Annotated in this window: 10 protein-coding genes; all 10 read left to right on the top strand. The window is 70.6% G+C overall.

The genetic code is table 11. From position 1 onward, the window contains the following. Positions 1–2,310 (top strand): ATP-dependent DNA helicase (locus HUV06_RS09995; protein WP_174301126.1); only part of this gene is annotated, 2,310 nt, incomplete at its 5' end. Between the two features lie 58 nt (positions 2,311–2,368). Continuing rightward, the gene (ftsW, locus tag HUV06_RS09990; RefSeq protein ID WP_174301125.1) at positions 2,369–3,550 is read left to right on the top strand and encodes a putative lipid II flippase FtsW; all 1,182 of its coding nucleotides are present in this window, start codon (positions 2,369–2,371) and stop codon (positions 3,548–3,550) included. Positions 3,551–3,790: 240 nt separating this feature from the next. After that, positions 3,791–4,324 carry a hypothetical protein gene (locus HUV06_RS09985; protein ID WP_174301124.1) on the top strand — a complete coding sequence of 178 codons (534 nt, stop codon included), beginning with the start codon at positions 3,791–3,793 and terminating at the stop codon, positions 4,322–4,324. Positions 4,325–4,337: 13 nt separating this feature from the next. Beyond that, positions 4,338–5,429, top strand: coding sequence for an undecaprenyldiphospho-muramoylpentapeptide beta-N-acetylglucosaminyltransferase (murG, locus tag HUV06_RS09980; RefSeq protein WP_174301127.1), 1,092 nt, complete (start codon positions 4,338–4,340; stop codon positions 5,427–5,429). 195 nt (positions 5,430–5,624) lie between these two features. Continuing rightward, the gene (murC, locus tag HUV06_RS09975; protein WP_174301123.1) at positions 5,625–7,055 is read left to right on the top strand and encodes a UDP-N-acetylmuramate--L-alanine ligase; all 1,431 of its coding nucleotides are present in this window, start codon (positions 5,625–5,627) and stop codon (positions 7,053–7,055) included. A gap of 40 nt (positions 7,056–7,095) precedes the next feature. Then, the gene (murB, locus tag HUV06_RS09970; RefSeq protein ID WP_174301122.1) at positions 7,096–8,031 is read left to right on the top strand and encodes a UDP-N-acetylmuramate dehydrogenase; all 936 of its coding nucleotides are present in this window, start codon (positions 7,096–7,098) and stop codon (positions 8,029–8,031) included. Between the two features lie 65 nt (positions 8,032–8,096). Then, positions 8,097–9,773, top strand: a complete 1,677-nt coding sequence (locus HUV06_RS09965; protein ID WP_174301121.1) for a S10 family peptidase — start codon at positions 8,097–8,099, stop codon at positions 9,771–9,773. Between the two features lie 219 nt (positions 9,774–9,992). Beyond that, positions 9,993–10,937 carry a D-alanine--D-alanine ligase gene (locus HUV06_RS09960; protein ID WP_174301120.1) on the top strand — a complete coding sequence of 315 codons (945 nt, stop codon included), beginning with the start codon at positions 9,993–9,995 and terminating at the stop codon, positions 10,935–10,937. Beyond that, on the top strand, positions 10,925–11,854 hold the full coding sequence (locus tag HUV06_RS09955) for a cell division protein FtsQ/DivIB (RefSeq protein WP_174301119.1): 930 nt from the start codon (positions 10,925–10,927) through the stop codon (positions 11,852–11,854). The genes HUV06_RS09960 and HUV06_RS09955 overlap by 13 nt, the downstream gene beginning before the upstream one ends. Before the next feature lie 12 nt (positions 11,855–11,866). Continuing rightward, the coding region (ftsA, locus tag HUV06_RS09950) for a cell division protein FtsA (protein ID WP_174301118.1) at positions 11,867–13,028 on the top strand (1,162 nt) is incomplete at its 3' end.

Raw genomic sequence — 13,028 nt, 5'->3', positions numbered from 1 at the left:
GAAGGCCAACCCGGCTCCGCGCCGGTCACGGCCGAGGCCGCCCGCGACCGGCTCACGGCCATGCTCGCCCGCGCCGGCCTGGACGAAGCCCGGCCGGCCCAGGCGGAGTTCGCCGCCGAGACCGCCTTCGCCTTTTCGCCCCGGGAAGCCGAGGGCCAGCCGCGCCTGATGCTGGCGGAGGCGGGCACGGGCACGGGCAAGACGCTGGGCTATCTGGCGCCCGCCTCGCTTTGGGCCGAAGCGAACGGACCCGCGGTATGGGTCTCCACCTATACGCGAGCTTTGCAGCGCCAGATCGAGCGGGAGAGCCACGCCGTCTATCCCGACCCCGCCACCCGCGCTCGCAAGGCGGTCGTGCGAAAAGGTCGGGAGAACTATCTGTGCCTGCTCAACTATCAAGAGCTGTCCCAAGCCGCCCTGTCCGGTGGCGGGGACGTGATCGGGGCCGGCCTCACCGCTCGCTGGGCGCGGATGACGCGCGATGGCGACATGACCGGCGGCGACTTCCCCGCGTGGCTGCCCAGCCTGTTCGCCATCGGGGCGACCGCCCGCGCCGGCCCCGCCAACTTGGTCGATCGCCGCGGCGAATGTGTCCACGCCGGATGCGCCCACTACCGCACCTGCTTCGTGGAGAAGGCGATCCGCGCCTCGCGGAAGGCCGACCTGGTGATCGCCAACCATGCCCTGGTGATGAGCCATGCCGCCTTCGACGGAGCCCGCTCGGTCCGGCCCAAGGACGGCGCGCCTCGCCGGGACAATGAGACGGCCAGCCTCAAGCGGATCGTCTTCGACGAAGGTCACCACCTGTTCGACGCCGCCGACAGCGCCTTTTCGTCCTGCCTGTCTGGCCAGGAGGCCGCCGAACTCCGCCGCTGGGTTCGCGGGCCGGAAGGCCGTCGGCGCGGGCGCGGGCTGGAACAGCGGCTGGCCGAACTGGTGGCCGAGCGGGAGCCGGCGCGTCTGGCCCTGATCGAGGCGATCCGCGCCGCCTCCGCCCTGCCGGGCGAAGGCTGGTCCGGCCGTATCGCACCTCCGCGCGACTATGACGGCGAGCTGATCGCCTCGCAGCCGCACGGCCCCGTAGAGACCTTCCTCGCCGCCTTGCTGACCCAGCTGCGCGCCCGGGCCGAAGCCTCAGACCAGGGCATGGAGTGCTCGGCCTACCCGCCCGTGGACGCCGTGCGCGAGGCCGCGCCCGCCTGCGCCCGAGCGCTGGCGGCGCTGGAGGCGCCGCTGCTGGCGCTGACCCGCGCGCTGGAGGACTGGCTAGACGAGGAGACCGACGAGCTGCCGACCGCCGAGCGCGTCCGCCTGGAAGGGGCGCTCCGGGGCCTGGAGCGGCGTGCGCGCATGCAGCTGCCCGCCTGGCGCGCCATGCTGTCGCGGCTGGACGACGAGGCGGGCGACAAGGACTTCGTCGACTGGTTCGAGGCGGTCGTCTCGCCGAACTCCCAAGCTGGGGACCGGCTGGCGGACGCCGCCTTCCGCCGCCACTGGGTCGATCCCACCGAGCCGCTGGAGGCCACGGTGCTGCGCCGCGCCCACGGCGTGCTGGTGACCAGCGCCACCTTGGCCGATCCCGCCCACGAGAGCCCCTTCGCCCTGGCTGAGCTCCGCACCGGCGCGGCGCGGATGGCCGAGAGCCCCCGCCTGCTCCGCCTGCCCTCCCCCTTCGACTACGCAGCCAACAGCCGGGTTCTGGTGGTCACCGACGTGAAGCGGGACGACGTGCGCCAGGTCTCCGCGGCGCTCCGCGAGCTGTTCCTCGCGGCGGGCGGCGGGGCGGTCGGCCTGTTCACCGCCATCCGGCGCCTCCGCGCCGTGCACGAGCGGCTGGCCGGGCCGCTCGCCGACAAGGGGCTGGCGCTCTACGCCCAGCACGTGGACCCGCTGGAGGCCGGCGCCCTGGTGGACGTCTTCCGCGCCGAGGAAGACTCGTGCCTGCTCGGGACCGACGCCATCCGGGACGGGGTGGACGTGCCCGGCCGCTCCCTGCGCCTCCTGGTGTTCGACCGGGTGCCCTGGCCGCGACCGGACCTGCTGCACAAGGCGCGGCGCGAGCGCTTCGGCAAGTCGGCCTACGACGACTCCATCGCCCGTGGCCGCATCGCTCAGGCCTTTGGCCGCCTGATCCGCCGCGCCGACGACCGGGGCGTCTTCGTCATGCTGGACGCCGCGGCGCCGACCCGGCTGTTCTCCAGCCTGCCGCCCGGCGTGGAGCTGCAGCGGGTGGGGCTGGTGGAGGCGCTCGAAGCGGTGGAGGCATTCCTGGCTCCTGTAAGCGCGCGCCCCTCGGCAACACCCGGTTAACCACGCTAGACCATGGTGCGGAGGTGCGACTCGCATGCCCGGCCCGTCTCGGCGATCCATGACCTTCACCACCCAGCACGCCTTCGCCCGGACGGACCGCTCGCGCTTCGGCCAGTGGTGGTGGACCACCGACCACTGGCTGCTGGGCTCCACCCTGATGCTCGTGGGCCTGGGCGTGATGATGTCGTTCGCCTCCTCGCCCGCGGCGGCGGCGCGGATCGGCTATCACGACCCCTTCCACTTCGCCGTGCGCCAGTGCGCCTTTGCGGCATTGGGCGCGGCCATCCTGCTCAGCGTGTCCACCCTGTCCGCCCGCGGCGTGAAGCGGGTGGCCTTCGTGGGCTACGGCCTGTCCATTCTGGTGATGATGATCCTGCCCCTGCTCGGCCACGCGGCCAAGGGCGCCCAGCGCTGGCTGGAGTTCGGCGGCTTCTCGCTGCAGCCGTCGGAGTTCCTGAAGCCCTGCTTGATGATCCTGGTGGCCTGGATGTTCGCCGAGGGACGCAAGGGCCAGGGCGTGCCGGGCGTCTTCATCGCCTTCGGCCTCTACCTGCTGTCGGTCGCCCTGCTGCTGGTGCAGCCGGACATCGGCCAGACCGTGCTGATCACCGTGGCCTTCGGCGCGGCCTTCTTCATGGCCGGCGTGCCGATCCGCTGGATCATGGGCATGGGCGCGGTGGCGTCCGGCGGCTTCATCGTCATCTACCTGACCTTCCAGCACGTGGCCGCCCGCTTCCACAAGTTCCTGGGGCACGGCGACGGAGCCATCGACACCCACCAGGTGGACAAGGCGGCCGAGGCCATCCGCGCCGGCGGCTTCTTCGGGCGCGGCCCCGGCGAGGGCGTCATGAAGCGCCACGTGCCGGACCTCCACACCGACTTCATCTACTCGGTGGCGGCGGAGGAGTACGGCCTGATCTTCTCGCTGTTCCTGATCAGCCTGTTCGGCTTCGTGGTGGTGCGCGGCATGTACAAGGCCATGAAGCTGGCCGACCCCTTCGAGCAGGTGGCCGCGGCGGGCCTCTTCGTGCTGCTGGGCGAGCAGACCTTCATCAACGTGGCCGTCAACCTGAACATGATCCCCACCAAGGGCATGACCCTGCCCTTCATCAGCTACGGCGGCTCCTCCATGCTGGCCATGGGGCTGACGCTGGGGCTGGCCCTGGCGCTGACGCGGCGGCGGCCGGGGGCTTATGCGAGCACCGAGGGGCCGGCGGCGGCGGGCTCGGCGCTGGGGTAGGACGCGCTAAGCGCGTTGACGTACCTTCCGCACGATCAGCGCGGCTTTCAAGCCTGAGAGTACCTTGCGCTCTACTTCTTCTTTTGAGAAGGAGAAGGCAGTGGTGAAGGAGGAAGACGGGGCGGACGCCGGTCCTGAATGAACCCTTCTTCAATCCTTTGGATTGGTCGTTGCGCAGGCGGCGCAGGCGGTGGTTTGATAGGCTCCTTAGCCATGCCAGATCCTCCCCACGAGAAAACCTTGAACGAAGCCGATCGAATCGATCTGGCCGAAACCGTGGCCTACAACGTCCCAGCGCATATCGCACTACGCATCGTTGAACTCGGTCAAGAACGGCTGAAAAGCATACAACTAGCCGGTGTGTATCTCGACTCTCGCACTGCGCAAGTGGCAGGGCTCCAGCTAGCGGCATCCGCCTTCGTCGCGGCCATGATTACCGCTTCGGCTCGGATTGACCTCACCGCGTGGTTTGCCGCAGCGAGCTGTTTCTTCTTTCTTGCCGGTGCTGTCGTGGCCCTCTTGGTCATCCGGTCTAGCAAGACGCAAGCCGCGGGAATTGAGCCCGCTTGGTGGGCTGGATTGTTAGCCCTTGATACCATTGAGAGCAAGCTCGTCGCATCATGGGCCGCTAAGGAAATACAACGATCTATAGAGACTGCCATGTCAGTAGATGGTCTGCGGGCGCAAGGCTTGAACGTAAGCTTGTGTCTCGGCGGTATCGCAAGCCTACTAGCGTTTCTCGCTTCCGCAACTAAGCTCCTTCCTCACTGCTAATGGCATCGTGAGCGTGGACACACCCTCCTCCCGTCTCGCCGTGGTCGCCGCCGGCGGCACTGGCGGCCACCTGTTCCCCGCCGAGGCGCTCGCGCGTGAGCTGCAGGCGCGCGGCTGGCGCATCGTGCTGGCCACCGACAGTCGCGGCGCCCGCTATGCCGAGCACTTCCCCGCCGAGGAGCGGCTGGCGCTGGAGGCCGCCACCTTCAGCCCGCGCGATCCGGTCGGCGTCGTGCGGGGCCTATTCCGGATCGAGGCCGGCGTGCGCCAAGCCCGCGCCGCGTTCCAGCGGCTTCGCCCCGCCGTGGTGGTGGGTTTCGGCGGCTATCCGTCGCTGCCGGCCCTGCTGGCGGCCAAGGGGTTGCACCTGCCGCGGCTGATCCACGAGCAGAACGCGGTGCTCGGCCGGGTGAACCGCTTCCTCAGCCCGCGCGTGAACGCCGTCGCCTGCGCCTTCCCGACGCTGGAGAAGGCGCCCGCACGGCTGAAGCCCGTCGTCGTCGGCAACCCGGTGCGGCCCGAGATCAAGGCGCTGTACGGCCAACCCTATGCCGAGCCCGGCCACACCCTGCGCCTGCTGGTCACCGGCGGCAGCCAGGGCGCCAGGATCCTGTCCGAGGTGGTCCCCGCCGCCCTCGCCGCCCTGCCGGAACCGCTCCGCCTGCGCCTGGTCGTGGAGCAGCAGACCCGCGCCGACGCGGTGGAGCCGGTGCGCGCCACCTATGTCGCGGCCCGGGTCGAGGCGGAGGTCGCGCCCTTCTTCGGCGACATGGCGGGCCGGCTGCGCACCGCGGACCTGGTGATCGGACGGGCGGGCGCCTCCACCGTGTGCGAGCTGGCGACCGCGGGGCGCCCCTCGATCCTGGTCCCCTTCGCCGCCGCCATGGACGACCACCAGACCCTGAACGCCCGCCTGCTCTCGGACGTGGGCGCCGCCACGGTGATCGCCGAACCGCAGTTTACCGCCATCAGGCTGGCCGAGGTGCTGCAGGGCCTGGTCGCCAAGCCCGAACGGCTGTCCGCCATGGCCGCCGCCGCCCACCTCGCCGCCCGCCCGGACGCAGCGGCGAGGCTGGCCGACCTGGTGGAGGCGACCGCGACCTGAGTTCTCCTCCCCTGCGCAGCGGGGGAGGTGGCGCGGCGCGAAGCGCCGTGACGGAGGGGGCTCCCCGATCACGACACTGGGCTGGAGCCCCCCTCACCAGACTTCGTCCGGTCCCCTCCCCCCGCTGCGCAGGGGGAGAGAAAGGCCGTTACGCCACGCTTGCCGGTCTTTGCGACGGATGCGAAAGCCGCGCCCATGTCCCCCACCCGCCTGCGTCCCACGCCCTTCCCCATCGGCCCGGTCCACTTCGTCGGCATCGGCGGCATCGGCATGAGCGCCATCGCCGAGATCATGCTGCGGGGCGGCTATGCGGTGCAGGGCTCCGACCAGAAGGCGAGCGCCAACACCGAGCGGCTGGAGAAGCTCGGCGCCACCATCCACATCGGCCACCGCGCGGAGAACATCGACGGCGCCTCCGCGCTCGTCTACTCCACCGCCGTCAAGCCGGACAATCCGGAGTACGCCGAGGCCTACGCCCGCCGCATCCCGCTGGTTCGGCGCGCCGAGATGCTGGCCGAGCTGATGCGGCTGCACTTCTCCATCGGGGTGGCGGGCACCCACGGCAAGACCACCACAACCTCGCTGATCGCCACCCTGCTGGACGCCGGCGGGCTTGATCCCACCGTGATCAACGGCGGCATCATCAACGCCTACGGTTCCAACTCCAAGATGGGCGAGGGCGACTGGATGGTGGTGGAGGCCGACGAGAGCGACGGCACCTTCCTGCGGCTGAAATCCACCGTCGCCGTGGTCACCAACATCGACCCCGAGCACCTGGACCACTACGGCGACTTCGACCACGTGAAGCGCGCCTTCTGCGACTTCGTGGAGAACATCCCCTTCTACGGCTTCGCCGCCGTCTGCCTGGACCATCCGGAGGTGCAGGCCCTGGCCGCCCGGGTGCAGAACCGGCGGCTGGTGACCTATGGCGTGACGCCGCAGGCCGAGGTGCGGGCGGTGAACATCGAGATGGGCGCGGACGGCGCCTGCTTCGACTGCCTGATCACGCCGCCACGCGACGATGCGCCAGAGACCTACGAGAAGCTGCGCCTGCCCATCACCGGTCGCCACAACGTGCTGAACTCGCTGGCGGCGATCGCGGTGGCGCGCGAGCTCGGCGTGTCCGAGGCGGCCATCCGCTCGGGACTTGCGGACTTCGGCGGCGTGAAGCGGCGCTTCACCACGACGGGCGTGGCGAACGGCGTGCGGGTGGTGGACGACTACGGCCACCATCCAGTGGAGATCGCCGCGGTGCTCAAGGCCGCCCGCGAGGTGCAGGGCGACAGCGCCGGCAAGGTGATCGCGGTGGTCCAGCCGCACCGCTACTCCCGCCTGCACGACCTGTTCGCCGAGTTCTGCGGCTGCTTCAACGACGCCGACAGCGTGATCGTCGCGGATGTCTATCCGGCAGGCGAGCAGCCGATCGCCGGCGCCGACAAGGCCTCGCTCGTGGAGGGCCTGCGCCGCTTCGGCCACCGCAGCGTGACGCCGCTGGAGGGGCCGGCGGGGCTGGCGGGGGTGGTGAAGGCGCAGGCCGAGCCGGGGGACTTGGTGGTGTGCCTTGGCGCGGGAGACATCACCGGCTGGGCCTATGCGCTGCCGGGACAGCTGGAGGCGCTGGGGTGAGGGCGCCAGCATCCTCCCCCGCTCCGCAGGGGAGGATAAGATGACCTGGCGCAACAGCCTCCCGCGCGTCCGCGGCCGCATCCTCTTCGACGAACCACTGGCCACCTACACCTGGCTGCGCGTCGGTGGCCCGGCCGACGTCCTTTATCTGCCCGCCGACGAACACGACCTGCAGGCCTTTCTGGTCGCCCTCGACCCCCACGTGCCGGTCGTCCCGCTCGGCGTCGGCTCCAACACCCTGGTGCGCGACGAAGGTGTCGAAGGCGTGGTGATACGGCTGGCGGGCCGCACCTTCGCGACCGTCCAGCCCCTCGACGGCGCACGACTCTCCGCCGGTGCGGGCGCACTGGACGCCCAGCTCGCCAAGGCGGCGGCCAGGGCCGGGATCGCCGGGCTGGAGTTCTACACCGGCGTTCCCGGCGCCATCGGCGGCGCCTGCGTGATGAACGCCGGCTGCTACGGGGCTGAGACGAAGGACGTGCTGGTGGAGGCCCAAGCCCTCACCCGTGGCGGCGAGAAGATCGTGATCTCCAATGCGCAGATGGGCTTCAGCTACCGCCACGCCGGCGCCGCAGCCGACGAGCCCTTGATCTTCACCGCCGCCGTCTTCCAGGGCCGCCCCGACGATCCAGCCGCCATCACCGAGCGCATGCACTCCATCACCGCCCGGCGCGAGGCCGCCCAGCCAATCCGCGAGAAAACCGGCGGCTCCACCTTCAAGAACCCCCCGGGCCGAAGCGCCTGGCAGGTGGTGGACGAGCTCGGCTGGCGCGGACGGCCGTTCGGGGGCGCGATGTTCTCGCCCAAGCACGCCAACTTCCTCATCAACACCGGCGAGGCGAGCGCTGCGGACCTGGAAGGCCTGGGCGAGGCCGTGCGAGCGGATGCGCGCGCCCGGCTAGCGATCGAGCTCGAATGGGAAGTGAAGCGGATCGGGCGAGAGGCGCCCGCCTCCGCCCAAATGGCGAAGATTTAATTAGGCGACCCGCGGCCGTTGCGCAGAGTGGCTGCACATCCTCCGACTCGCCGAGACCGCCCCGCATGAAGACCTTCCTGCTCGCCACCGCCTGCCTCTCGCTGCTCGCGGTCCCGGCCCTGGCGCAGTCCTCCGCCGAAGCCAAGACCAAGGCGACAGACGCCAGCCGGCGAGAGTCGGACAAGCCGTCGGCCACCAGCACCTCCTCGCCGGACGAGGGCGTGCTGTTCCACTCCGAGCATGCCGACAGCAACGGTACGGTCAGCGTGGAGGGCCAGGCGATCGCCTACCACGCGGTGGCCGGCACCCTGATCGTCCACCCGAAGGGCTGGGACGACGCCGCCGCCCGCGAGAAGACGGGCGCCGACGCCGCCAAGGCCCTGGACGACAAGGCCAACCCTGACGCCGAGGCTTCGATCTTCTACGTGGCCTACTTCAAAAAGGGCGTTCCCAGCGCCGACCGGCCGATCACCTTCCTCTACAACGGCGGCCCGGGCTCCTCGACCGTGTGGCTGCACATGGGGGCCTTCGGCCCGCGCCGGGTGGTGACGGCCGACGACAGCCACACGCCCGCCGCCCCCTACCGGCTGGTGCAGAACGCCTACTCCCTGCTGGACGCCAGCGACCTGGTCTTCATCGATGCGCCGGGCACCGGCTTCTCCCGCATCGCCGGCAAGGACAAGGAAAAGGCCTTCTACGGCGTGGACGCCGACGCCTACGCCTTCAGCCAGTTCATCAAGGGGTTCCTGTCCAAGTACGGCCGCTGGAACTCGCCCAAGTACCTGTTCGGCGAGAGCTACGGCACGCCGCGCTCGGCCGTGGTGGTGAACGAGCTGGAGACCGGCGACGCCATTGACTTCAACGGCGTGGTCCTGCTGTCGCAGATCCTGAACTTCGACCTTTCAGCCGACTCGCCCGAGGCGAATCCTGGCACCGACGAGGCCTATGTCGTCACCCTGCCGACCTACGCCGCCACCGCCTGGTATCATAACCGCCTGGCCGGCGGCCGCCCGGCGCAGCTGGAGCCCTACCTGGCGGAGGTGGAGCAGTTCGCCAACGGCGAGTACGCCTCGGCGCTGCAGGCCGGCTCCGAACTCGACCCCACACGCAGGCAAGCCGTCGCGGAGAAGCTGGCCCGCTACACCGGCTTACCCGTAGGCTACGTGCTGAAGGCCAACCTGCGCATCGACGGCGGCGAGTTCGAGAAGACCCTGCAGGACGCCGACGGCCTGACCACCGGCCGCCTCGACACCCGCTTCTCCGGCCCCAGCATGGACCCCTTGAGCAAGGAGGCCGACTACGACCCCCAGTCCGCCGCCATCAGCTCGGCCTATGTCTCGAGCTTCAACGATTACGTCCGAAAGGACCTCGGCTACGGCGACGGGCGCACCTACAAGCCCGAGATCGACGTGTTCAAGGACTGGAAGAACGACCACCAGCCACCCGGCGCGCCGTTCGCCCTGCCCAGCATCTTGAACGTCATGCCCGACCTGGCTTCGGCCATGAAGTACAACCCGGGCCTGAAGGTGATGGTCAACGGCGGCTATTACGACCTCGCCACCCCCTTCTACGAGGGCTGGTACGAGGACCACCACCTGCAGATCCCCGCCGCGCTGAACAGCAACATCGAATACCACTACTACCAGTCCGGCCACATGGTGTACGCCCACGAGGCCTCGCTGAAGGAGCTGCACGACAACGTGGCGGCTTTTATTCGCAAGACGGATAACGTGGGGCGCTGATCCTCTCATCCTCCCCTGCGCAGCGGGGAAGGTGGCGCGGCGCAACCTGCGCCGTGACGGAGGGGAATCCCCGGGCGCGAGGGTGGGCTGGAGCGCCCCCTCCACCACGCTGCGCGTGGTCCCCCTCCCCCGCTTCGCAGGGGAGGATAAGGACAGCTGCGGCGATAAGTTCGGCCTCGCCGCTCCCGCCCGCCGGTGAACTTCGCCATACCTCCGGCCATGTCGAACCCCCTCCCCCTCTCCGGCCGCCGCATCGCCGTCCTGCTGGGCGGCCTCAGTCCCGAGCGCGAGGTCAGCCTCGTCTCCGGCGAGGCCTGCGCCCACGCGCTCGAGCGCCTGGGCGCCGAGGCGATCCGCATCGACGCCGGCCGCGACCTCGCCGCCCAGCTCGCCCTCGCCAAGCCGAACGTCGTCTTCAACGCCCTGCACGGCGCCTGGGGCGAGGACGGCTGCGTGCAAGGCGTGCTGGAGACCCTGGCGCTATCCTACACCCACTCCGGCGTGCTGGCTTCGGCGCTCGCCATGGACAAGGCCAAGGCCAAGGCGGTGCTCGCGGCGGCGGGCGTGACGGTGCCCGGCGGCGGCCTCTACGACCGCCACGAGGTGGCGAGCCGCCACGTCCTGCCCCCGCCCTACGTGGTCAAGCCGAACGCCCAAGGCTCCTCGGTCGGCGTCTTCCTCGTCATGCAAGGCGCCAACACGCCGCCCTGGGAGGTTGGCGCGCCCGACTGGACCTTCGGCGAGGCGGTGATGGTGGAGCCCTTCATCGCCGGACGGGAGCTCTGCGTGGCGGTCCTCGGCGAATCGTCCGGACCCCGCGCGCTGGCGGTCACAGACATCGTGGCGACCACCGGCTGGTACGACTACGAGGCCAAGTACGGCGAAGGCGGCTCCCGCCATGTGGTCCCGGCCGAGCTGCCGCCGGAAATCACCCGGCGCGCCATGGACTTGTCGGCGCGGGCTCACGCGGCGCTTGGTTGCCGGGGCCTCACCCGATCGGACCTGCGTTATGACGACATTAACGGTGATCTGGTCTTACTGGAGGTCAACACCCAGCCCGGCATGACGCCCACCTCGCTCGCGCCGGAGCAGGCCGCCTACACAGGATGGGACTTCGACCGCCTCGTGCTCTGGATCGTGCAGGACGCTTCATGCCCGCGGTGATGCGGGACAAGCCCAGGCCCAAAGGGGCCACCAAGGGCAAGCGGGGACCCGCACCCAAGGCCGCCCCGCCGCCCGCCTACCAACCCAAGATCGGCCGCTCGGACGTCGGCCTCCAGCCCGCCGTGGCCATGGCGGCCGCAGCCGCCGTGCTCTGCGGCGGGATGGGCCTGATGCTGGCCACAGGCGGCCGCGCCCACGCCCTGACCACCAGCATGAGTTCCGGCGTCACCGACGGCCTGGCCGACGCGGGTTTCCGCGTCTCCAGCGTCGTCGTGGAAGGCGCCTCCCGCTTCTCGGTGCCCTACATCGTCAAGGCCGCCGGTATCCGCCATGACACCCCGCTGATGGGCCTGAACCTGGACCAGGTCCGCCAACGGGTGGAGCAGGTCGGCTGGGTCAAGTCTGTGCGCATCCTGCGCCTGTTGCCCGACACCGTCGTGCTCGCCGTGGCCGAGCGTCCCCGCCTGGCGGTCTGGCAGGCGCACGGCCGGTCCCGCGTCATCGACCCAGAAGGCCAGGTGATCCCCGAGGCCGATCCCGGCCTGTTCGTCGACCTGCCGCTGGTGGTGGGCGACGGCGCGCCGCAAGCCGCCGGCTCCATCCTGCCCGAGCTGCAGGCCCGTCCCCGCCTGATGGGGAAGATGGAGGCGGTCGTCCGGGTGGACGACCGCCGCTGGGACCTGCGCCTCAAGGACGGCAGCCTGATCCAGCTCCCGGCCATCGGCGAGGACGCCGCCTTGATCCAGCTCGACCAGCTGGACCAAAAGGACCGCCTGCTCGACCTCGGCTTCGAGCGCATCGATCTGCGCGATCCCGAGATGGTGGTGGTCCGCCCCCGCGCGCCCGCCGCCACCGCCTCGCCGCAAACACCCACGCCGAAGCCGCCGACGCCTGCGGCCGCTGTCACCAAGACCTAGGGGAGCTGGAAGATGTCGACGCTTCGGGACCGCCAAAACGCCCGCGATGGCCTGAAGGTGCTGGCCGGCGGCCGCCAGCCGCTGGTGGCGGCGGTGGACATCGGCGCCTCCAAGATCGGCTGCTTCATCATGAAGCCGGACGGCGCCAACCGCGACACCCGCTGCATCAACGTCACAGGCGTCGCCCACGTGCGCTCCGCGGGCGTGCGCGGCGGCGCGATCATCAACATGGACGAGGCGGCCCACGCCATCGCCCAGGCGGTGGAGCGGGCCGAGAGCATGGCCGGCGTCAACGTCGGCGGCGTGGTGATCACCACCGCCGGCGGCCAGCTCGCCAGCCACCGCACCTCCACCACCATCCAGCTCTCCGGCCGGCCGATCAGCGACCACGACCTGTCACGCGCCCTGCAGCTCGCCGTCGCCCAGGCGCGCTTCCTTGGCCGCCGGCCGATCCACCTGCTGCCCATCGCCTGGTCCGTCGACGGTGCGCGCGGCGTCCGCGACCCGCGCAACATGTTCGGCCGCCAGCTCTCGCTCGACCTGCTGGTGGTGACCATGAACGAGAGCGCCTTCCAGACGCTCGGCCATTGCCTGGAGCTGGTGCATCTGCAGTTCGACGGCGTGGTCGCCGCCCCGTTCGCCTCGGCGCTCGCCGCGCTGGAGGACGACGAGATGGATCTCGGCGCCGTCTGCATCGACATGGGCGGCGGCTCGACCTCGGTCGCCGTGTTCGGTGACGGAAGCCTGCTCCATGTCGACAGCCTGGCGGTCGGCGGCAGCCACGTCACCGCCGATATCGCCCGCGGCCTCTCCACCACCACCGCAGGCGCCGAGCGCATCAAGACCCTGCACGGCAGCGCCATCGCCAGCGCCAACGAGGACCGCGAGACCATCGAGGCCCCGCCCCGCGGCGACGACCCCGGCGCCGGCCCCGTCGTCGCGCCCCGCAGCCTGCTCAAGGGCATCATCGCGCCTCGCGTCGAAGAGACCCTGGAGCTGGTGCGCGAACGGTTGAAGGCGTCGGGCGCGCCGGTCGACCCGGCCGCCTCCATCGTGCTCACCGGCGGCGCCAGCCAGCTCGCGGGCGTGCGCGAAGTCGCAGTGCGCGTGTTCGACCGTCCCGTCCGCCTCGCCCGCCCTCGCCGCGCACCGCACCTGGCCGAGGCCGCCGCCG

This window comes from Caulobacter sp. S45 (assembly GCF_903642205.1).
Classification (GTDB): domain Bacteria; phylum Pseudomonadota; class Alphaproteobacteria; order Caulobacterales; family Caulobacteraceae; genus CAHJWH01.
The sequence above is the reverse complement of the archived record's forward strand: the minus strand, read 5'-3'. Positions and strand labels throughout refer to the sequence as shown.